Origin of the sequence: Pseudonocardia sp. WMMC193, from assembly GCF_021728735.1 — a bacterium.
GTDB lineage: Bacteria > Actinomycetota > Actinomycetes > Mycobacteriales > Pseudonocardiaceae > Pseudonocardia > Pseudonocardia oroxyli.
Genome location: NZ_JAKKDO010000003.1, coordinates 1486317 through 1507752, shown reverse-complemented (window position 1 = coordinate 1507752; position 21436 = coordinate 1486317). Strand labels below are relative to the sequence as shown.

At 74.2% G+C, this 21436-nt stretch carries 18 protein-coding genes; 9 read left to right on the top strand and 9 right to left on the bottom strand.

The features are described from left to right. Positions 1–51 precede the first annotated feature (51 nt). Positions 52–840, top strand: a complete 789-nt coding sequence (locus L3X23_RS08610) for an RNA polymerase sigma factor SigF (RefSeq protein WP_093074755.1) — start codon at positions 52–54, stop codon at positions 838–840. 76 nt (positions 841–916) lie between these two features. On the opposite strand, the gene L3X23_RS08605 is transcribed toward L3X23_RS08610, so the two are convergent. The 3 genes from L3X23_RS08605 to L3X23_RS08595 form a co-directional block, all read right to left on the bottom strand. Continuing rightward, positions 917–3277, bottom strand: coding sequence for a glycoside hydrolase family 65 protein (locus L3X23_RS08605; RefSeq protein ID WP_093074761.1), 2361 nt, complete (start codon positions 3275–3277; stop codon positions 917–919). Continuing rightward, complete coding sequence (locus L3X23_RS08600; RefSeq protein ID WP_237191572.1) at positions 3274–4008, bottom strand: beta-phosphoglucomutase family hydrolase; 735 nt, start codon at positions 4006–4008, stop codon at positions 3274–3276. The genes L3X23_RS08605 and L3X23_RS08600 overlap by 4 nt, the downstream gene beginning before the upstream one ends. Before the next feature lie 74 nt (positions 4009–4082). Beyond that, positions 4083–5702, bottom strand: a complete 1620-nt coding sequence (locus L3X23_RS08595; RefSeq protein WP_237191571.1) for a histidine kinase — start codon at positions 5700–5702, stop codon at positions 4083–4085. A gap of 112 nt (positions 5703–5814) precedes the next feature. Between L3X23_RS08595 and L3X23_RS08590 the strand changes: the two genes are divergently transcribed. The 4 genes from L3X23_RS08590 (at position 5815) to L3X23_RS08575 (ending at position 11382) form a co-directional block, all read left to right on the top strand. Then, entirely contained in the window at positions 5815–8340 is a 2526-nt protein-coding gene (locus L3X23_RS08590; RefSeq protein ID WP_237191570.1) for an RNA helicase, read from the top strand. Between the two features lie 86 nt (positions 8341–8426). Then, positions 8427–9590, top strand: coding sequence for a DUF418 domain-containing protein (locus L3X23_RS08585; protein ID WP_237191569.1), 1164 nt, complete (start codon positions 8427–8429; stop codon positions 9588–9590). Then, positions 9587–10741 carry a sensor histidine kinase gene (locus L3X23_RS36080; RefSeq protein WP_237191568.1) on the top strand — a complete coding sequence of 385 codons (1155 nt, stop codon included), beginning with the start codon at positions 9587–9589 and terminating at the stop codon, positions 10739–10741. Before L3X23_RS08585 ends, L3X23_RS36080 begins: the two co-directional genes overlap by 4 nt. Further along, complete coding sequence (locus L3X23_RS08575) at positions 10738–11382, top strand: response regulator transcription factor (protein WP_237191567.1); 645 nt, start codon at positions 10738–10740, stop codon at positions 11380–11382. Before L3X23_RS36080 ends, L3X23_RS08575 begins: the two co-directional genes overlap by 4 nt. 25 nt (positions 11383–11407) lie before the next feature. Here the strand turns inward: L3X23_RS08575 and L3X23_RS08570 are convergent, their stop codons facing one another. Together L3X23_RS08570 and L3X23_RS08565 are read right to left on the bottom strand one after the other, a co-directional pair. Further along, positions 11408–12604: an acyl-CoA dehydrogenase family protein gene (locus L3X23_RS08570; protein ID WP_093074780.1), complete on the bottom strand. Its 1197-nt coding sequence runs from the start codon at positions 12602–12604 to the stop codon at positions 11408–11410. Positions 12605–12660: 56 nt separating this feature from the next. Further along, positions 12661–13335: a DUF742 domain-containing protein gene (locus L3X23_RS08565; RefSeq protein WP_237191566.1), complete on the bottom strand. Its 675-nt coding sequence runs from the start codon at positions 13333–13335 to the stop codon at positions 12661–12663. A 258-nt stretch (positions 13336–13593) separates the two neighbouring features. On the opposite strand from L3X23_RS08565, the gene L3X23_RS08560 reads away from it, so the two are divergent. Genes L3X23_RS08560 through L3X23_RS36075 form a run of 3 tightly spaced genes read left to right on the top strand, consistent with a single transcriptional unit; the run spans position 13594 to position 15548 of the window. Beyond that, positions 13594–14250 (top strand): Pr6Pr family membrane protein, encoded by a 657-nt coding sequence (locus tag L3X23_RS08560; RefSeq protein ID WP_237191565.1) that lies wholly within the window; start codon positions 13594–13596, stop codon positions 14248–14250. 7 nt (positions 14251–14257) lie between these two features. Then, the gene (locus tag L3X23_RS08555) at positions 14258–14863 is read left to right on the top strand and encodes a sulfite oxidase-like oxidoreductase (protein WP_093074786.1); all 606 of its coding nucleotides are present in this window, start codon (positions 14258–14260) and stop codon (positions 14861–14863) included. Position 14864: 1 nt separating this feature from the next. Further along, complete coding sequence (locus L3X23_RS36075; RefSeq protein ID WP_237191564.1) at positions 14865–15548, top strand: ferredoxin reductase; 684 nt, start codon at positions 14865–14867, stop codon at positions 15546–15548. 42 nt (positions 15549–15590) lie between these two features. Here the strand turns inward: L3X23_RS36075 and L3X23_RS08545 are convergent, their stop codons facing one another. Together L3X23_RS08545 and L3X23_RS08540 are read right to left on the bottom strand one after the other, a co-directional pair. Next, positions 15591–16391: an NAD(P)-dependent oxidoreductase gene (locus L3X23_RS08545; protein ID WP_237191563.1), complete on the bottom strand. Its 801-nt coding sequence runs from the start codon at positions 16389–16391 to the stop codon at positions 15591–15593. A 7-nt stretch (positions 16392–16398) separates the two neighbouring features. Next, on the bottom strand, positions 16399–17226 hold the full coding sequence (locus tag L3X23_RS08540) for a metal-dependent hydrolase (RefSeq protein WP_237191562.1): 828 nt from the start codon (positions 17224–17226) through the stop codon (positions 16399–16401). A gap of 342 nt (positions 17227–17568) precedes the next feature. On the opposite strand from L3X23_RS08540, the gene L3X23_RS08535 reads away from it, so the two are divergent. Next, positions 17569–18264: an HpcH/HpaI aldolase/citrate lyase family protein gene (locus L3X23_RS08535; RefSeq protein WP_237191561.1), complete on the top strand. Its 696-nt coding sequence runs from the start codon at positions 17569–17571 to the stop codon at positions 18262–18264. Here the strand turns inward: L3X23_RS08535 and L3X23_RS08530 are convergent. Next, positions 18185–20341: an FUSC family protein gene (locus tag L3X23_RS08530; protein WP_237191560.1), complete on the bottom strand. Its 2157-nt coding sequence runs from the start codon at positions 20339–20341 to the stop codon at positions 18185–18187. The two genes, L3X23_RS08535 and L3X23_RS08530, sit on opposite strands and share 80 nt — an antisense overlap. 56 nt (positions 20342–20397) lie before the next feature. Next, positions 20398–21420: a YihY/virulence factor BrkB family protein gene (locus tag L3X23_RS08525; protein WP_093074804.1), complete on the bottom strand. Its 1023-nt coding sequence runs from the start codon at positions 21418–21420 to the stop codon at positions 20398–20400. Positions 21421–21436 lie beyond the last annotated feature (16 nt).

The following is a 21436-nucleotide window of genomic DNA, read 5'->3' as shown; positions in this document are numbered from 1 at the left end:
ACCAGCGCCGCCGCCGCGTTTCCTGGTCGGCGCCCCCGGGTAGACGACCCCGTGACCGCAGGCGAACCCGCGCCCGCCCCCGACCGGGGCTCGTCCGAGTACGCGCACCTCGCTCCGCTATTCGACAAGCTCGCCGCCCTGCCCGCGGGCCATGCCGAGCGGGAGGCCCTGCGCGACGAGCTGGTGACCGGGCACCTGCCGGTCGTGCGGCACATCGCGCGCCGCTTCGCCAACCGCGGCGAGCCCGTCGACGACCTGGAGCAGGCGGGCACCGTCGGGCTGATCAACGCGGTGGACCGGTTCAGCCCGGACCGGGGCGTCGACTTCCTGTCCTACGCCGTCCCGACGATCACCGGCGAGGTGCGCAGGCACTTCCGGGACCGGACCTGGGCCATGCGGGTGCCGCGCAGGCTCAAGGAGATGCAGTCCGCCATCACCTCTGCGGTCGGGCCGCTGTCCCAGGAGCTGGGCCGGGCCCCGAAGCCGTCGGAGATCGCCGAGCGGCTGGGGATGCCGACCGAGGAGGTCCTGGAGGGTCTCGACGCCCAGCAGGCCTACCGCGGCCCCTCGCTCGACGAGCTGGTGTCGGGGGCCGACGCGCCGCTGTCGGACACCCTGGGCAGCGCGGACGCCGAGCTGGACAAGGTCGAGTACCGCCAGACCCTCGCGCCGCTGCTCGACGAGCTCCCCGCCCGCGAGCGCACGATCCTGGTCCTGCGGTTCTTCGGCAACAAGACGCAGACCCAGATCGCGGACGAGATCGGCATCTCCCAGATGCACGTCTCCCGGCTCCTCGCCCGCACCCTCGCCCGCCTGCGCGAGCAGCTGAGCGAGGACTAGACCCCCCGATCCCGCCGAGATGAACCTCAGGGCGATTCCGGGGCCGCCTGGATCGCCCTGAGGTTCATCTCGGCGGTCAGGCGGTGTGCTGGCGCTGGCGCGGGGCCCGGCCGTAGGGCTGCTCCACCGGGTCCACGGTCGGCGGGGCGGGCATGGGCCGGATCTCGGGCTCCTCCGCCAGCGCGACGGGCTCACCGTGGTGGCGCAGCCGCATGGGCGGCCCACTGACCAGCTTGTACTCCACCTCGTCCTGCGTGACGGTGACCCGCAGGTGCCTGCCCTGCCACCGCAGCCCGAAGGACAGCCGCGACAACGCCGACGGCAGCACGGGCGCGAACGCCAGCCCGGTGGCGTCGCACGTCATGCCGCCCAGCCCGGTGGTGATCGACACCCAGGTGCCCGCCATGGACGCGATGTGCATGCCGTGGTCGGTGTTGCCCGCCAGGTTGTTCAGGTCGATCAGCGCGGCCTCGGCCAGGTAGTCGTACGCCAGGTCGAGGTGCCCGGTGCGGGCGGCGACCATCGACTGCGTGCACGCCGACAGCGACGAGTCCCGCACGGTGATCGCCTCGTAGTAGGCGAAGTTGCGGCGCATCTGCTCGGCGGTGAAGGCGTCCGGCCGCAGCTGCATCGCGAGCACGAGATCGGCCTGCTTGATCACCTGCTTGCGGTACAGGTCGAAGTAGGGGTAGTGCAGCAGCAGCGGGTAGGTGTCCGCCGGGGTGTGCTCGAAGTCCCAGATCTTGTGCTTGGTGAAGCCCTCGGACTGCGGGTGGACCTTCAGCTCCTCGTCGAACGGGATGCGCATCGAGGACGCGGCGTCCCGCCAGGAGGCCATCTCCTCGCTGTTCACCCCGAGCTTGGCCGCGCTGCGCGGGTGCTTGGCGGCCACCTCGGCGGCGTAGCGCAGGTTCAGCTGCGCCATGAGGTTGGTGTAGACGTTGTTGTCCACGATCGCGGAGTACTCGTCCGGCCCGGTCACCCCGTCGATCCGGAACTCCCCCGCCGAGTCGTGGTGGCCCAGCGAGCGCCACAGCCGGGCGGTGGCGACCAGGATCTCCAGGCCCACCTCCAGCTCGAACTGGGTGTCCCCGGTGGCCGCGACGTGCCGGCGCACCGCGTCCGCGATGTCGGCGTTGATGTGGAAGGCCGCCGTGCCGGCGGGCCAGTACCCGGAGCACTCCTCGCCGCGGATCGTGCGCCACGGGAACGCGGCGCCCTTGAGCCCCAGCTGCTCGGCCCGCTCGAAGGCCGACGGCAGGATCGACTGCCGCCAGCGCAGCGCGTCCGCCGCGGCGTCCGGGGCCAGGAACGACAGCACCTGCAGGCAGAAGGTCTCGGTGTCCCAGAAGGTGTGGCCGTCGTAGCCGTCCGCGGTGAGGCCCTTGGCCGAGATGCAGCGGCGCTCGGCGCGGGCGCCCGCCTGCAGCACGTGGAAGGTCGCGAGCCGGACGGCCTGCTGCAGCTCGGCGTCCCCGTCGATCTCGACGTCCGCGGTCTCCCAGAAGTCGTCCAGGTACTCCTGCTGCTCGCGCAGCAGGCCGTCCCAGCCGGTGTACCGGGCGGCGGCGGACGCGGCCCGGACCTGGTCGTAGACCGCGGGCAGGCTGCGCCGCGAGGACCAGCCGTAGGACAGGTACTTCACGACCTTGAGCGTCTGCCCCGGCTCGACCCGGCCGATGATCGTGGTGCTGCCCGCGTCCTCGGTGGCGTCCGAGGTGATCTTGATCCCCTCCGGCCCGTGGACCTCGTGGTCCATGGCCGCGGCGACCCGCAGCTCGGACTTGCGGGTGCTGTGCACCAGCGTCGCCCCGGCCTCGTCGGCGCGGAACATCTCCGACTGCAGCGCGTTCGTCAGCGCGGCCTCGAGCCGGGGGTCGTCGCCGCCGCGGGTCGGCAGCTGCTCGTTCGCGACCAGCTCGGACTGCACGACGAGCAGCGCGGGCTCGTCGAGCACCTCGACCTCGTAGCAGATCGCGGCGATGGCGCGCTGGGTCATCGAGACCAGGCGCTTGCTGCGCACCCGCACCACGCGCCCGGCCGGGGACTCCCACTCGACCTCGCGGGTGAGCGTGCCCGCCCGCAGGTCCAGCACCCGCTCGTGGCGGCGGAGCTTGCCGTACCGCAGGTCGAACGGCTCGTCGTCGACCAGCAGCCGGATGAGCTTGCCGTTGGTCACGTTGATGATCGTCTGCCCCGACTCCGGGTAGCCGTAGCCGCCCTCGGCGTACGGCAGCGGCCGGACCTCGTAGAACGAGTTCAGGTACGTGCCGGGCAGGTGGTGCGGGTCCCCCTCGTCGAGGTTCCCGCGCAGCCCGATGTGTCCGTTCGACAGCGCGAAGACGGACTCCGTCTGGCCCATCGCGGCGATGTCGAGGGTCTGCTCCCGCACGACCCAGGGCTCGACCGCGAACGTACGGCCCGAGTCCGGCTTCACTCGTCCTCCAACAGCTCAGAGAGATCCTTGACCACGACGTCCGCGCCGTGGTCGCGCAGCGCGTCGGCGTGCCCGAGCCGGTCGACCCCGATCACCCGGCCGAACCCACCCGCCCGACCCGCCTCGACGCCCGCCAGGGCGTCCTCGTACACGACCGCCACCTGGCGGTCCACCCCCAGCTCCTCCGCGGCCAGCAGGAAGGTGTCCGGCCGCGGCTTGCCGGGCAGGCCGCGCTCCCGCGCGGTCACCCCGTCGACCCGGTGGTCGATCAGGTCGGTCAGGCCCGCGACCTGCAGCACCTGCTCGGCGTTCGCGCTGGAGGACACCACCGCCGTCTTCATCCCCGCCGCGCGCACGGCCTCGAGATAGGGCTTGGTGGCCGCGTAGACGTCCACGCCCTTCTCCCGGATCACGACCTGGACCAGGTCGTTCTTGCGGGTCGAGAGCCCCCACAGCGTCTCGGTGTCCGGGGAGTCGTCCGGCGTGCCCTCCGGCAGCGTGATGCCGCGCGAGGCGAAGAAGCTGCGGGTGCCCTCCAGCCGGGGCTTGCCGTCGACGTACGGGCCGTAGTCCTTCGCCACGTCGAACGGGCGGTACCCGGGTCCCTCGTGCTTCTCCAGGTACTCGTCGAACATCGTCTTCCACGCCGTGGCGTGCACGCTCGCCGTGTCCGTCAGGACGCCGTCGAGGTCGAACAGGCAGGCACGTGCGCCCGCGGGGAGGCCCAACATGCGCCGAACCGTAGCGTTTCGGAGATCGCGCTCGGAGACCCCCGGTGCGATCCGGACCGTGTTTCACACGCCGTTCACACAGTCGTGGCGCTGGGTGCCGGGAGCACCACGCGGGTCGACGTGTGCCCCTCGTCCACCACCTCGACCACGGCCCCGCCCCCCGCCGGGACCACCGTGACCAGGAGCCTGCCGCCCTCCGGGCGCTGCTCGATCGACCGCTGCACCGTCTCCCGGACGACGGCGAGGATCTGCAGCGGCGCCACCTCGACCTCGGCCACGCCGGGGGCGACCTCCAGGACCGCGTCGAGCCTGCGCCCGAAACGCGCCTTCTCGATGTCGAGGTAGGCGCGGACCGCGGCCAGCTCCTCGGACAGCGGGATCGCGGGGCTGCCGACCCGGTCCGCCGTCCGCGAGAGGTCGGCGAACCCGAGCAGCAGCTCGCGGGCCTTCCCCGCGTCCGTCCGCATGATCGAGGCGATGGTGTTGAACGTGTTGTAGACGAAGTGCTGCTCGAGGCTGCGGTTCAGCGAGCTCGCCGCGAACGGGGCGGGCGGCGGGGTGGGCGCGGTGGGTGCTGTGGGTCCGGTGGGTCCGGTGGGGGCGGCCGGGGCCGCGGGCGGGGGGTCGAGCCCGGGCCCGAAGACCTCGCGCTCCTCGGCGGCGGGGGCCTGCTCCTGGTGCCAGGGGGTGCCGTCCCACTCGTCCGGCTCGATCTCGTCCGGCTCGACGAGCCCGCCCCAGACCGGCAGCCGGAGGTGGGCACCGCGCGTCCAGCCCTGGTACTCCGCCCGGCCGACGAGCTCGGGCCGCAGCCAACGGGCGCCCGCGGCGACCGGGCCCGGCACCGCACCGGGCCCCTCGGCCGCGAACGGCGAGGTCCGGGCGTTCATGGTGCGGATCAGGCCGGCGATCTCCCGGCGCGCCTGGTTCGAGCCGACCCCGACCCGCCCGACGTAGCGCAGCGGCCCGCCGGGGGACTCCGGGATGCCGAGCAGCAGCGCCGCGATCCGCCCCCGGCCGTCCGCGGGCAGCCACCCGCCGACGACGACGGGGCGGCTGCGTCGCAGCGGGACCCGCAGCCAGTCCTTCGTGCGGCGGCCGGACTTGTAGGACGCGTCGACCCGCTTGAGGTGCAGCCCGTCGAGCCCGTAGCGCTCGGCGGCCTCCATCACGAACTCGGCCTCGTCCGCCGGGTGGCTCGGCGGCACGAGCACGGGCGGCCCACCGATCTCCAGCTCCTCCAGCAGCGCGCGGCGCTGGTGGTAGGGGCTGCGGAGCAGCGAGCGGCCGTCGAGCCAGAGCAGGTCGGTGACCACGAACCCGATCGGCACCCGGTCCAGCAGGCCCTCGCTGGGGGCGATGGTGGCGGTGCGGCGCATCAGGGGCAGCCGGGAGGGGCGGCCCGCGTCGTCCAGGGCGACGACCACGCCGTCCAGCACCATCCCGGCGCCGGGCGCCCGCTCGCGGAGCACCGCCAGCTCCGGGAAACTGGGGGTGACGTTGCGGGCGGTGGAGGACAGCAGCCGCACGCGGTCCGGCTCGGCGTAGGCGACGCAGCGGAACCCGGCCCACGCGAACTCCACCGCCCAGTCCGCGCGGCCGCGCTCGGGCAGGTCGCCCTGGGACGGGAGCATCGGCGAGACGACGGAGGGAATGGCGGAGGGCATGCCGCTGCCCGCACCCCGCCTGGTCACGTCCTCACGGTAACCCGCCTGACCTCCGGTCTGTCACCCTTTCGGCCGTACGGTGGCGCTCACGCGCCCAGCCGGCCGTCGGATGCGGCGGGTGGTGGACAATCGGTGCATCATGACCTCCTCCCTGCTCACGGACCGCCTGCCCCCCGGTGACGACCCCGACGCCCTGGTCGAGACGTTCGCGGACTGGGCCTTCGAGGAACGGGGCCTGTCGCTGTACCCGGCGCAGGAGGAGGCGCTGCTGGAGATCGCGACCGGCGGGAACGTCATCCTGTCCACGCCGACCGGCTCCGGGAAGTCGCTCGTCGCCATCGCGGCCCACGCCGCCGCGCTCGCCCGCGGCGCCCGCACCTTCTACACCGCGCCGATCAAGGCGCTGGTCAGCGAGAAGTTCTTCGCGCTGATCGACGTGTTCGGCCCGGAGAAGGTCGGCATGCTCACCGGGGACGCCGCGGTCAACGAGGGCGCGGAGATCATCTGCTGCACCGCGGAGATCCTGGCCAACATCGCGCTGCGTCAGGGCGCGCGGGCGGACGTCGGGTCCGTGGTGATGGACGAGTTCCACTTCTACGCCGACCCGTCGCGCGGGTGGGCGTGGCAGGTGCCGCTGGTCGAGCTGCCGCAGGCGCAGTTCCTGCTGATGAGCGCCACGCTCGGGGACACGACCTTCTTCAAGGAGGATCTGACCCGGCGCACCGGGCGGGACACCGTGGAGATCACCTCGGTGGAGCGGCCGGTGCCGCTGTTCTACGAGTACGTCGTCACGCCGATGCACGAGACGATCGACGACCTGCTGAAGGGGCAGCAGGCGCCGGTGTACATCGTGCACTTCACGCAGCAGTCCGCCGTCGAGCGCGCCCAGTCCCTGATGTCGGTCAACGTGACGACGAAGGAGGAGAAGGCGGCGATCGCCGAGCTGATCGGGAACTTCCGGTTCACCGCGGGCTTCGGCAAGACCCTGTCGCGGCTGGTGCGCCACGGCATCGGGGTGCACCACGCCGGCATGCTCCCCCGCTACCGACGGCTGGTGGAGACCCTGGCCCAGGCCGGACTGCTCAAGATCATCTGCGGGACGGACACCCTCGGCGTCGGGATCAACGTGCCGATCCGGACGGTGCTGTTCACGGCGTTGTCGAAGTACGACGGCACGCGCACGCGGCCGCTCAAGGCGCGCGAGTTCCACCAGATCGCGGGGCGGGCGGGCCGCGCCGGGTACGACACCATCGGCACGGTCGTCGCGGAGGCGCCGGAGCACGAGATCGAGAACGCCCGGCGGCTGGCCAAGGCGGGCGACGACGTCAAGAAGCGGCGCCGGGTGGTCCGGGTGCAGGCGCCGGAGGGGTTCGTCGGCTGGTCGCAGACCTCGTACGAGAAGCTGCAGACCGCCCAGCCCGAGCCGCTGACCAGCCACTTCCAGGTCACGTTCGCCATGCTGCTGAACGTGATCTCCCGGCCGGGGGACGCGTTCGCGGCGATGCGGCACCTGCTCGAGGACAACCACGAGCCGCGGCCGCGACAGCGCAGGCACATCCTGCGCGCCATCCAGATCTACCGGGCGCTGCTGAAGGCGGGCATCGTCGAGAAGCTCGACGAGCCGGACGCGGAGGGCCGCACCATCCGGGTCGTCGGCGACCTGCAGCTCGACTTCGCGCTGAACCAGCCCCTCTCCCCCTTCGCGCTGGCGGCGTTCGACCTGCTGGACAAGGAGTCCCCGGACTACGCCCTGGACGTCGTCTCGGTGGTCGAGGCGACGCTGGACGACCCGCGCCAGGTCCTGCACGCCCAGCTCAACAAGGCCAAGGGCGAGGCGGTCGCCGCGATGAAGGCCGAGGGCATCGAGTACGAGGAGCGGATGGCGCTCCTGGAGGACGTCACCTACCCGAAGCCGCTCGACGAGCTGTTGACCGCGGCGCTGGAGACCTACCGGCAGGGCTCGCCGTGGGTCGAGGACGCCCAGCTCTCGCCGAAGTCCGTGGTCCGGGACATGTCCGAGCGGGCGATGACCTTCCACGAGTACGTCGGCTTCTACCAGCTGGCCCGCTCGGAGGGGTTGGTGCTGCGCTACCTGGCGGACTGCTACCGGGCGCTGCGCCAGACCGTGCCCGCCGCCGCGCACACCGAGGAGCTCACCGACCTGATCGAGTGGCTCGGCGAGCTGGTGCGGCAGGTGGACTCCTCCCTGCTCGACGAGTGGTCGGAGCTCGCCGCGGGTGGCGGGGTGTCCGACGAGACGGCACCCCCGACCGTCGACGCCACGCCTCGGGGGGTCACGGGCAACGCGCGGGCCTTCCGGGTGCTGGTGCGGAACGCGCTGTTCCGGCGCGTGGAGCTGGCCTCGCTCAACCGCTGGGACCTGCTCGGCGAGCTCGACGGCGCCGCGGGCTGGCCCGCCGACCGCTGGCGCGCGGCGTTCGCGCCCTTCTTCGAGCTGCACGGCTACGGCGGCATCGGGATCGGCCCGGACGCCCGCGGCCCCAAGATGATCGACATCGTCGAGGAGCCGGAGCGCTGGCTCGTCCGGCAGGTCATCGACGACCCCGAGGACGACCATGACTGGGCGATCACCGCCGAGGTGGACCTCGCCGCGTCCGACGAGGCGGGCGAGGCGGTCGTGTGGATCACGGGGTTCGGGGACTAGCGCCCCCGGGCTGCGACCGCGGGTGGAGGACGATCTCCACCCGCGGCCCGATGTGGGGGCCCGGGCGGTCCGCCAGGGTCGAGGGCATGGCGGAACGGGTGAACGGGGTCGACGCCGCGCGGGGGCTCGCCGTGCTGGGCATGGTGCTGACGCACGTCGCGGTCGCGGCGGCGGGGACCGTGCCGTTCACGGTGGCCGCCGGGCGGTCGGCGATCCTGTTCGGGGTGCTGGCCGGGGTGTCGCTCGCGCTGGCGACCGGCGGGCCGGACGCGCGGGTCACCCCGCGGGCCCGCGGCCGGATCGCGGTGCGGTCGGCGCTCCTGTTCGCGCTCGGCCTCGGGCTGGCGGCCGTCTCGACCGGCCCGATGGTGATCCTCTGCACCTACGCGCTGCTGTTCGTGCTGGCCCTGCCCGCGCTGCGGTGGCGGCCGCGGAGCCTGCTGCTCACGGCACTGGCCTGGGCGGTCGTCGCGCCTGCGGCGTCGTTCCTGCTGCGCAGCACGTTCCCGAGCGACACCGCAGGAGGGTCGGTCTCCCCCGGGGACCTGACGTCCTGGGGTGCGGCCGGGGACGCCGCCGTCCGGTTGCTGCTGACCGGCGCCTACCCGGTCCTGACCTGGGTGCCGTTCGTGCTGGCCGGGCTCGCGATCGGGCGGCTGGACCTGCGGTCCGCGGCGGTCCGCATCCGGGTCGCGGTGGCCGGGCTGGGCGCCGCCGTCGCGGGGTACGGCGGCTCCCGGCTCGCGCTCGACGTCCTGGGCGGGCGCGCCGCGATCCGCGCCGCCCTCGCGCCGATCGCGGCGCAGACCGGGGTGCCCGTCGACCAGCTCACCGCGGTGCTGGAGCAGGGCGCGCTGGGCACGACCGGCACGATCACCCCGGCTTTCCTGCTGGTCGCGACCCCGCACAGCGGGACGACCTTCGAGATCCTAGGCTCGGCGGGTGTGGCGGCGATGATCATCGCGGGGGCGTGCGCGCTCCCGTCCCGGGTGCTCGTCCCGCTGTCCGCGGTCGGGCGCCTCGCCGCCTCGGTGTACGTGCTGCACATCGTCGCGATCGCGCTGCTCGACGGCCTGGCCCCCGGCTGGAACGGCCGGCCCTCGACCGGCTTCGTCGCCACCGTCGTCTTCGCCGCCGTGATCCTGGTGGCCGCTCTGCTGTGGCGGCACCGGCGCGGGCCGGTCGAGTGGGTGCTGCACACCCTCCCGGAGGCGGTCGTCCGCCCGCGGCGGGCCGCGGTGACGGCGTGACGGCGGCCGAGCGGGCGGCGGACTGGCTCCGCGCCCACCCGCTGGTGCCCGATGCGGTGATCGCCGCCGCCGTGATCGCGGTGGGGCTGCTCTCGACCCGCGGCCTGGGGCCCGCGGAGATCGTGGTGGCGTCGGTGGGCGGTGCGTCGCTCGTGCTCCGCCGGACCAGGCCGATGGTGGGCGCGCTCGTCGTGCTGGCCTGTGGGCTCGCGACGATCGGGTTCGGCCTGGTCGCCATCGCGATCACCCCGGCGGTGGTCGCGACGATCTACTCGCTCGCGGCGTGGGGGCCGCGGCGCTCCGGGCTGCTCGCGGCGGGGATCGCGGTGCTGGGCGGGGCGGGAGTCGGCGTGACCTGGCTGCTCCGCGGGCTCGGGGACCAGCGGTGGGGGGTCTTCCTCCTGCTGGTCGTCGGGGCGGCCCTCGCGTCGGCGACGGCGTGGCTCGGCGGGGCGCTGCGTCGGCTGGGTCGCCGCGAGGTCGTGCACCTGCAGGAACGGGCGATGCTGCTGGAGACCGAGCAGGAGCAGCGCGAACGGCTCGCCGTCCTCGCCGAGCGGGCCCGGATCTCGCGGGAGATGCACGACATCATCGCCCACTCGCTCTCGGTGATCGTCGTGCAGGCGGACGGCGGCCGGATCGCCGCGGGCGCGGGCCGGACCGCGCAGGCCACCCGGGTGCTCGAGACGATCGCGCAGACGGGGCGCGGCGCGCTCGCGGACGTCCGGGCGCTCCTGGGCCTGCTGCACGACCGGCAGGCCGAGGGGGCACCGCCACAGCCCGGGCTGGACGCCGTCCCCGGCCTGGTCGAGGACGCGGGCGCGCGGCTGCGGACGACCGGGACCGCCCGGGCCGTCCCGGCGGGCCTCGGGCTCACCGTGTACCGCGCCGTGCAGGAGGCGCTCACGAACACCGTCAAGCACGCGGGCCGCGAGGCGCGGGCCACCGTCGCGCTGACCTGGCAGCCCGACCACCTGGAGGTGGAGGTGACCGACGACGGGCCCGCGGGGCCCGTGCTGGGGACCGAGGGCACCCTGGGCGGGCACGGGCTGGCCGGGATGCGGGAGCGGGTCGCGGCCCACGGCGGTGAGGTCGAGGCCGGTCCGCGGCCCGAGGGCGGGTTCCGCGTGCACGTGCGGCTGCCCGCATGATCAGGATCTGCCTGGCCGACGACCAGGACCTCGTCCGCGCCGGGTTCGGCATGGTGCTCGGGGCGCAGCCGGACATCGAGGTCGTCGCCGAGGCGTCCGACGGCGACGAGGTGCTGCCCGCGCTCGCCCGCACCCCCGCCGACCTGGTGCTGATGGACGTCCGGATGCCCCGCGTCGACGGCATCGAGGCGACCCGGCGCGTGGTGGCCGCGCACCCCGAGGTGAAGGTCGTCGTGCTCACCACCTACGACCTCGACAGCGCCGTGACGGCCGCGATCGCCGCCGGGGCCAGCGGGTTCCTGCTCAAGGACGTCACGCCGGAGTACCTGGTGGAGGCGGTGCGGACCGTCCACCGCGGTGACGCCGTCGTGGATCCCGCCTCCACCCGGCGGCTGCTCCGCCAGGCCGCGCCCCTGCTCGACCGCACGGCCGAGCCCGCCCGACTCGCCGACCTGACGCCCCGCGAACGGGACGTGCTGACCCTCATCGGGCAGGGCCTCACCAACGCCGAGATCGCCGCCGAGCACGTGGTCTCCGAGGCCACGGTCAAGACGCACGTCGGCCACATCCTCGCCAAGACCGGCTCCCGAGACCGCGTGCAGGCGGTGGTCCTGGCGTTCCGCACGGGCCTGGTCCGATGACCGCCCGGGTGCGCGGCGCCTTCGCTCAGCCCAGGGGGCTGCGGGGCAGCAGCCGGTCGGCGATGATCTTCTGCTGGATCTCGCTGGTGCCTTCGAAGATCGTGGTCAGGCGGGCGTCCCGCCAGTAGCGCTCCACCCGGTGCTCGGTGGTGTAGCCGTTCCCGCCGTGCAGCTGGATGCCGTCGCCGGTCACCTCCGCGGCCATCTCGGTGGCCAGCAGCTTCACCATCGCCGCCTCCCGTTCGCACGGTTCGCCCTGGTCCAGGCGGTGCGCGACGTGCTGGTAGAACGACCGCGCCTGCTCCACGCGGGCCGCCATCGCGGCCAGCTTGAAGCGCACGGCCTGGAAGTCTCCGATCGGGTGGTCGAACTGTTCGCGCTGCTGCAGGTAGACGATGCAGTCCTCGACGGCGCCGCGCGCGAGACCCACGGCGCGCGCGGCGGTGTGCACGCGGGCGATGTTCAGCCACCGCTGCGCGTCGGAGAACCCCTGCTCCCCCAGCAGGTTCGCCGCCGGGACGCGCACCCCGTCGAACTCCAGGTCCCAGGTGACGAAGCCGTGGTAGCCGATCTTGTCGATCGGTCTGCCGGTGAGCCCGTCCGGGAAGGTCCCCCGCTCCTTCTCCACGACGAGCGTCGCCAGCCCCGCGGAGCGCTTCTCCCCCGGCTCCGGGTCGGCCGTGCGGACGAGCACCTGGAGGAAGTCCGCCGCCTTGGCGTTGCCGATCCAGCGCTTGCGGCCGGTGATCACGAAGTCGTCGCCGTCCCGCTCCGCCCGGGTGGCGACGGCGGCGAGGTCGGACCCGGCGTCCGGTTCGGAGAGGGCGATGGCCCCGATCCAGGTGCCCGCGGCGCTGCGGCGCAACAGCTCCGCACGCCGGTCCGGGTCGGCCACCCCGGTGCCCGCGCCCTGGGCGCGGGCGATGATGCTCCCGACGCTCATCCAGCCGCGCGCCAGCTCCTCGGCGATCAGGCAGTACTCGAAGGCGCCGAGGCCCAGGCCGCCGAACTCGCGGTCCACGGTGATGCCGAAGTAGCCGAGGGCGCCCATCTCGTCGAGCAGGTCGCGCGGGATCTCGCCCTTGACCTTGTCCAGCTCGTCGGCCACCGGCAGCACCCGCTCGGTCGCGAACGCCCTGGCCTGCTCCTGCAGCTTCGCGCGCTCCGGGGTGTGGAAGGGGGCCGCGACGGTCGGGACGGGCGGGGGCAGGAACTCGCTCATGCACGAGTTGTGCCACAGATCGGCCGGGCCCGCCGCCCGAGGGCCCGGCCGTTCGGTCAGAGCCTGCGCAGCCCCGCCAGCACCCGCTCCATCAGCGCCACGTCCGGGCCCTCGGCCGCCACGGTGCTGTGCACCTCGAGCGCACCCGTCACCGCCAGGTCGCCGACGACGACCCGGGCGACGCCGAGGGGGATCCCCAGCAGCGCCCCCACCTCGGCGACCGACTTCGGCTCGCGGCACAGGTCGAGGACCACCCGGTGCTCGACGAGCTCGGGTCGGGTCAGCGCCCCGGCCTGTGTGGACACCAGCGTCTCGATCGCCAGCTCGTAGCGCGACCGGGTGCGGCCCTTGGTGTAGAAGTACGGGCGCACGGCCAGGGAGCGGCCGGAGTCGTCGAACTCCTCGTAGACCGGTTCCTCCACGACGGCCGCGGCCGGCTCGGGGAGCACCCGGATCGGCTCCGGGTGGGCCTCCTTGTCCCGGCGCCGCCGCGACGACCCGCCGAACCGGGCGCCGGTGTAGCCGACGTCCGGGACCTCGTGGAAGCCCGCGGGCTCCTGCGGCACGGCGGGCTCGGCAGCGGCCGCGGGCTCGGCGTCCACGACGGGGATGGCGGCCGTGTCCACCTCGGCGACGGCCTGGTCGTCCTTCTTCTTCTTGCGGCGCTTGCGTGGCGCACCGCCGAATCGCGCACCGGTGAATCCGATGTCGTAGTCGTCGGCCGGGGTCATTGCTCTCCCTCTGCGGGGCGCCGGGGTGTCCGGGGGGCGTTTTCGAGTCGCACGGTCCCCACGTCTCGTTACGAACCTGTGTCGCAGCGGTTCCACCGGGATGACGTTCGCGCTCCGTGTCCGGCTTCCGGCGATCGGGTGACCCGGCCGTGACGCTGCGTCCGCCCAGACCGACCGAAAGGGGACGAGCCGGACCGTCACCTGATCGCGCAGTGATCGTTATCGCCGCGCGCGCAGCCCGCGCACTACGTTTCGCAGGTGGCTCGGTATCTCCCCCTGGCGCGGCCCTGGTTCGGGCTCGTCGCCGCCGTCGCGCTGCTCGGCGTGCTCGTCCAGCTGATCGGCACCGCCACGGCGGGGCCCGCGCTGACCCCCACGTTCCCGACGCGCGGCGCCCAGGTGGCCAACGTCTTCGCCTACTTCACGATCCTGTCGAACCTGCTCGTGGGAGTCGTGCACGTCGCGCTCGCCATCCGGCCCGAGCGGACCTCCACGCTCTGGCGGGTGCTCGTGCTCGACGCCGCGGTCGCGATCGCCGTGACCGGGATCGTCTACAACCTGGTGCTGGCCCCCCTCGTGCACCTGACCGGCATCCACGAGGTCGCCACGGTGCTGTGTCACATGGTCACCCCGGTGCTGGCGGTGCTCGGGTGGCTGTTGTTCGGGCCGCGCGGGCTGACGAGCGTGCGCGTCGTGCTGCTCACCGCCGTCTATCCCGTCGCGTGGCTCGCGTTCACCCTGGTGCGGGGTGCCGTCATCGCCTGGTACCCGTATCCGTTCGTGGACGTCGTCGCCCTCGGGTACGGCCGGGTCGCGATCAACTGCGTGGTGGTGGCGGTGCTGTTCCTCGGGTTGGGCTTCGGCGCGCTCGCCCTGGACCGCAGGCTCCCCGGCGTCCGCACCGACCCGGCATGATGGAGCCATGGCCATCACCCGTGGTTTCACCGGTCGGCGCAAGGACCGGGATCCCCGCCTGCCCCCGGGGCAGTACGACTCCGGCCGGGACTGGCCGGTGCTGAACGCCGAGCCCACCCCTCGGCTGCACACCGACCGCTGGACGTTCACGATCGAGGGCCTCGTCGCCGAGCCCGCGACATGGACGTGGGACCAGATCCAGGCCCTGCCGCGCTCCCGCTACGAGGGCGCGATCCACTGCGTCACCACCTGGTCGCGCTTCGACACGACCTTCGACGGCGTCTCCGTGGACACCCTCCTCGAGTCGGTCGAGCTCGACCCGGACGCCGCCTACGTGATGGCGACCTCGCACACCGGCTACACCACCAACCTGCCGCTGGAGGACGTCACCGACGGGAAGGCGTGGGTGGTCTGGGACGCCGACGGGGCGCCGCTCACCCCCGAACACGGCGGCCCGGCGCGGCTGCTGGTGCCGCACCTGTACTTCTGGAAGTCCGCCAAGTGGGTCTCGGGCCTGCGGATCATGGCCGAGGACGAGCAGGGGTTCTGGGAGCGCAACGGCTACCACGACCGCGGCGACCCCTGGCTCGAGCAGCGCTACCAGGGGGACTGAGGTGCCGAGCTGGCAGACCGCGACCGTGGTCGACGTCCGTCGGGAGACCCCGTCCGCCAAGACGCTGCGCCTGCGGCTGCCGACGGTCTCCGCGCACGTCGCCGGGCAGTACTACGTGCTGCGCCTGACCGCGGACGACGGCTACACCGCCTCCCGGGACTACTCGGTCGCCTCGGTACCCGGGTCGGACACGATCGACCTCACCGTGGAGCTGCTGCCGGGCGGCGAGGTCTCGGGCTTCCTGCACGACGTCGTCGAGGTCGGCGACGAGCTGGAGGTCCGGGGGCCGATCGGCGGCTGGTTCGCGTGGGACGGGTCGACGCCCGCGCTCGGTGTCGCGGGCGGGTCGGGCGTGGTGCCGCTGATGTCGATGCTGCGCCTGTCCCGGGAGCAGACGACCGCGCCGTTCCGGCTGCTGGTCTCCGCCCGCCGCCCCGCGGACCTCTACTACGCGGACGAGCTCAGCGGCCCCGAGGTCACCGTCGCCTACACGCGCCAGACCCCGCCGGGCTACGGCCGCGCCGCGGGCCGCCTGGTCGCCGAGGACCTCGCGGGCCTGCTGACCCCGGACCAGACGGTCTACGTCTGCGGCACCCCGCCCTTCTGCGACCACGCGACGGACCTCCTCCAGTCCGCAGGCGTGGACGCGAGCCGCATCCGCGTCGAACGCTTCGGCCCCAGCTGACCCGCGAGTCCCCCGTTCCGGACCCGCGAGTCCGCGCTCCGCTCACGCCCGGCGGTACATCTCCGCCGCCGCTCGTGAGAAGCCGTCGGGGACGCCCGCGGCGAGCAGGGTGTCGGCCGCCTCCTCCATCTCCGCGACCCAGCGCCAGCCCTTCTCCTTGGCGACCCGCGACGCGGCCCCGAGCCGGGCGGGGTAGTCCACCCCGGTCCGGGCGAGCTCCTCGCGCAGCGCCTCGTCCACGTCGAGGGCGCGGGCGGCCTCGTCCAGCGCCAGCCAGATCGCCGACAGCGCCTTGCTCTGCAACGCGAAGCACGCCTTGAGCGCGCTCGCCCGGCCCAGCTCCGGCCCCAGGTGGCGGGCCCCGAACGGGGTCCCCGCGAACAGGGCCTCGACCAGGGGCGCGTGCGGCCCGGACAGCCAGAGCACGGTCGTCCCCCGCTCCCAGGCGGGCGGGCCGATGACGGCGCCGTCGACCAGGCCGTCGTCCGGGAAGAGCTCGGCCATCCCGGAGACGGTGGCGGGCGACACGGCGTTGGCGTCGACGTAGAGCGGGCGCCGCGGCTGCCCCTCGACGGCGGCCGCGACCTGCTCCGCGACCTCGCGTGCCGCGCCGGGCGGGCAGATCGAGATGACGACGTGGGCGCGGCGGGCGAGCTCGGCGACGTCCGGGACGGCGACCAGGTCGGCCAGCTCGGCGCGCTTCGACGTGGCCTGCGAACGGTCGGCCGCGGCCCAGATCACCGCGCCGGCGCGGGGTTTGAGCGCCGAACCGATCGCGGCGCCCATCGCGCCCGGGTGCAGGATCCCGATGACGGGCCGGTCCGGCAGCTCCCACTCGCTCACGGCTCCATCATGCCCCTCCGGCCGGGGGCGTGCCGATCATGGATCCGAGTGCGGTGAGCCGGTCGCGCAGGTCGAGCAGCACCTCCAGCGCGCCCGGGACCACCCACACGGTCAGCGCGAGGGTGGCGGCGGTCAGCACCGGGGCCACCAGCAGCGTCTCGACGCGACCGCCCGCGCGGAACCGGAGTGAGCGCGGGCTCCCGACCGGGTACCAGTGCCTGCCGCGGATCGGCAGCGGCCAGAGCAGCGGTGCGCCGGACTCGGTCACCGCGTCGCCGAGTGAGTGCACGAGCATCCCCAGCCCGACCGCGAGACCGAGCCAGCCCGCCGTCCCGGCCGTCCCGCCCGCGAGGGCGGTCTCCGCGGCCCAGGTCAGACCCGCGGCGATGACCAGCGACGGCGGACCGGGGACGAGGCCGTCGAGCCCCTTGATCGCGAGCGCCAGGCAGACGAACAGCACCCCGACCGTGACCGGGGTCCCCCACCGCGCGCTCGCCGCGGCCACTGCGCCGCCCAGCAGGAGCGCGCCGGCGAGGGTGTGGGTGAGGCCGCGGTGCGTGCCGCGGCCGCTGTCGCGGGGCCCGCGCGTCAGCCGGAAGACCAGCGCGGACAGCGGGCGCACGGCGTGGGCCGCGAGCCAGGAGGCCCACGAGAACCGGCGGGTCGCGGTCGAGCTGGGATGGTCGAGGTCCGGCAGGAGCGCGGCACCCGCCGTGACCCCGGCGAACGTGAGGATGCCGCCCGCCGTCGGCGTCATCCCGACGGTCTGCGGCGCCAGCCCCGCGATCACCAGCCCGAGGGCCGCTCCGGACGTGGCGTGACTGACCCCGAGCACCGGGTGACCCTATGCCGCCGCGGCTCCACATCCGGGCCACCACGCCGTGCCCGGCGACTCGCGCGTCCGGGCTCGCCGACGCTTGGGCGTCCCAAGCGTCGCTCAGCGGTGCTTGGGCGTCCCAAGCGTCAGCCGCCGACGCTCGGGCGGCCCAAGCGTCACTCACCGGCGCTTGGGCGTCCCAAGCGTCACTTACCGGCGCTTGGGCGTCCCAAGCGTCAGCCGCCGACGCTCGGGCGTCCCAAGCGTCACTCAGCGGTGCTTGGGCCGCCCACGCGTCAGACCTCGCGCGCACGGAGCCGAGGACTCGCGAGGCCGGGCCGCGCGGGGTAGGACTCGGGGGTGGAGATTGGCGCCGGGGCGATCGTCGGGTGGTGTGCGGTCGGAGCGGCCGCGACGGTGGAGATGGTGGCGCGATCGGGGGTGGACCTCGTCTGTCTCGACGCCCAGCACGGCGTGCTCGGTGATCTCCTACCCCTGCTCCAGGCGTGCGGCGAGACGCCCGCGCTGGTCCGGGTGTCGCACAACGCTCCGCAGCCCATCGCCCAGGCGCTCGACCGGGGCGCGGCCGGGGTGATCGTGCCGCTGGTGGACTCGGCCACGGAGGCGGCCGCCGCGGCCGCGGCGTGTGCCTACCCGCCCGCGGGCACCCGCAGCTTCGGGCCGTCCCGCGTGGGGTGGACCGGCCGGGACGTGCTCGCCCCCGGCGGCTGCGTGATCATGATCGAGACCATGGCGGCCGTCGCCGACCTGGACGCGATCGCCGCGGTCCCCGGCGTCGACGCCCTGTTCGTCGGGCCCTCGGACCTGTCGTTGAGCTCGGGACGCGGCGCGGTGCCGCCCCTGGACGACCCCGGGTACCGCGACCTGCTGCGCGGGATCACCGGCGCGACCGACCTCCCCGTCGGGGTGTTCTGCGGCGATCCCGAGTGGGCGCCGCGCTACCGGGAGCTCGGGTTCACGTGGCTGACGGTGCCCGCGGAGGCGACGCTGTTGCAGCAGGCGCTCCGAGCGGCGGTGCGTCGGTCACGCGGCTGAGGTCGCCGCGCAGGCCGTCGAGCCAGACCCGCAGGTCGGAGAGGTGGAACAGGTCCGGTCCGAGGTCGGTCGGCCAGTCCAGCACCGGCGGGGGCAGCGTGGGGGCCGTGAGCGCGGTGCGGTCTCGACGCGCCAGGCCGAGCGCGACGTGCTCGAAGCGGGCCGCGACGTCCGCCGCCGCCTGGTCGAGCGGGCCCACGCAGCTGAGCAACCGGCCCGTCGGGCAGTCCCGGACCAGCGTCTCCGCGCCGCGCACGGCGTGGTGGCCCGCGGAGAGCGTCGCCTGCCAGTCGACGATCCCCTGCTTGGGGTGCCTCTCGGCGGCGTAGAGGGCGTAGGTCGTCTCGGCGAGCAGGCCGGTCCGGCGGGCGCGCGGCAGCGCGTCCCCGGGCCGCGCCCCCTCGGCCACCACCCGCACGGTCTCCCGCACGACGCCCGCCGCGTCCGCCAGGAACTCCGCCACCGACCGGTGCAGCTCCCCCGATCCGCCGCGCGGCCAGGCCACGAGCCCGGCGGCGATGCCGACGACCGCACCGACGGCGACGTCCAGCAGCCGGGCCTCGGCCAGGTGCCAGTCGGCGGGACTGAGCTGGGCGAACACCATCGAGATGACCAGGGTGAACAGCGCCTGGGCCGCTCCCGCGCCGAGCAGCGGCCCCGCCGAGAACCCGACGACCATTACGACCGGCAGCACCACGGCGTAGACCAGCGGCGGGAACCCCACCACGAGGATCGCGGCCGCGAGCAGCGCCCCGCACGTGGTGCCGATGATGGCCGGGCGCAGCGTCGAGCGGGTCTCGGCGGCCGTGGTGCGCAGCACGGTGAGGATCGTGAGCAGCACCCAGAACCCGTGGGACAGGTCGAAGAACCCGGCGAGGAACCGGGCCGCGGCGAGCGCCAGCGCGAGCCGCAGCGCGCCCTGGAAGAACACCGACCGTGGGGTGAGGTGCCCGCGCACCCGCCGCCAGTAGAGCGCCGGTTCGCTCTCGTGGGCGAACCAGAACAGCCCGGGCCGGGCCTCGGGGGGCGTGCGGTCCGGCGGGACGGGGGCGCCCGCCGCGATCCGCAGGGCCGTGACCAGCGAGGTCGCCCACTCCGCGAGCATCAGCGCGGTCGAGCCCAGCCGGAGGTTCTCGACTGGGAGGCCGTCGGGCGAGGTGGCCGACCGGACCGCCCGGAACCCGGTGAGCGCGGCGGTCATCCGGTCGGTGTCCGGCAGTGGCCCGGTGCCGCCGAGCCAGGCGCCCGCGGCCGCGACACAGCCCGCGACCTCGCGCAGCAGTGCGGTCGCCGCGGGCAGGTCGGGCCCGGTCCGCTCGTCGCGGCGGGTGAGGTCCGCGGCCCGCCCGATGAGCAGGCGGGTGGTGGCGGCGGCGATGGTGAGCGCCCGGTCGCGTCGGCTCGCCGAGGCGGGTGTCTGTCCCGGCGGGAGCCGCGACGGCCGCAGCTCCTCCGACGCGTCCAGCGCGGCGGGCAGCGCCGCGGCCAGCCGGTCCCGCCCGCCGCCCGCCCAGTCGTCCGCCACGGCGTCCAGGCACACGGCGAGGGACGCGACCGCCGCCCGCAGCCGGTCCCGGTAGGGCCGGGGATCGGGCTCCGGCCACAGCAGCACCTCGGCGAGGGCCAGCAGCGCCACCGCCAGCACGAACCCGAGGAGCCGCCAGCCCAGCGACCCGGGATCGTAGGGCGGGAAGGACGGCAGGATGTAGAGCAGCTGGCTGCCCGCCGCGATCCCGACCAGCCGTGACCCGCCGACCCCCACGAAGCTCACGGCGAACCCGAGCACGAGCATCCCGAGGGTGGCCGTGGCGAGGTGCACGGACAGCAGCGTGCCGAGGGTGATGAGCACCGAGCCGACGGGCAGCATCAGGGCCAGGGTCCGCAGGCGCCGCGCCCGGTCGCCGGTGATCTGGGACAGGATCCCGAGGGCGACCGCGCCGAACAGCGCGTACGTGGCCATCACGGCGTTGTCGAGGACGTAGCGGCTCAGGTAGAAGCCGAGGCACGCGACGATCGTGACGCGCGCGGCCCGCCGCACCGCGACCAGACCCGGGTCGTGCCGGCGCAACCAGCCCACCGGCGGAGCCTACTGCGGCGAGGCCCCGCCGCGGCACGTCCGCGCGGCGGACACCCTCACCCCAGGTGCGGCTGGGGGACGGTGCCCCGGCGGTCCTTGAGCCGTTTGGGCCAGAAGTGCTGGATGGACGCGTTGAAGTGCGCACCGACCACGATCGCCATGCCGATGAAGAAGGTGGCCAGCAGGAAGGCGATGGGCGCGGCGAGCGCGCCGTAGGTGTACCCGGTCCCGAGCAGCCAGTTGATGTAGACGCGCAGCCCGGTGGCCCCGACCAGGAACACGACGGCGGCGAGCACCGCGCCGGGCAGCCCCCGGTACCACGGCGGCTTGGCGGGCAGCGCGAGCTTGTAGAGCGTGGTCAGCGCGAGGATCAGCCCGACCCCGAGCACCGGGTAGTACAGCCAGCCGATCAGCTGGATCGCCGTGTCCTGCCAGGACGCGGGCAGCAGCTTCGGCAGCCGGTCGGGGCCCAGCGCGAGCAGCGGCAGCGACACGATCCCGCCGACCAGCCCCACGATGTACATCAGCAGCGCGAGGATCCGCTGCCACACGGGGTTGCGGACGCCGTACTGGTCGTGCGCGCGGGTGATCGCGTCGACGAACGAGGACATCGCGGACGAGCCGGACCACAGCGAGATGACGAAGCCGAGCGAGACGAGCTCCCCGCGGCCGGTGGTGAGCAGCTGCTCGATGGTGGGCGCGATGATCTCGTCGACCGCGTTGTCGCTGAACACGATGGAGGCGCCTGCGACGAGCTGGCGTTGGGCGAGGTTGATCGTGTCCGGCCCGAACCAGTCCCCGATGTAGCCGAGGGCGCCGAGCAGCCCCAGCAGCAGCGGCGGGAGGGAGAGGGTCTGCCAGAACGCCGCGGAGGCGGACTCGCTGAAGATGTTGTCGTCCCAGGCCCGCACGGCGGTCCGCTTGAGCAGCAGCCAGACCCCGCGCAGGCCGCTCGGGCGGGGCCGCCCGTCGGCGGTCAGCTTCACCGTGGGCGCGTCCGGGCCGGGGTCGAGCTGCGGCTCGGGCGCGTCCGGGCGCGCCTCCGCGCGCTCGGTCTCCCGCCCGGCCACATCCGTCATGGGACCAGCATGCGCC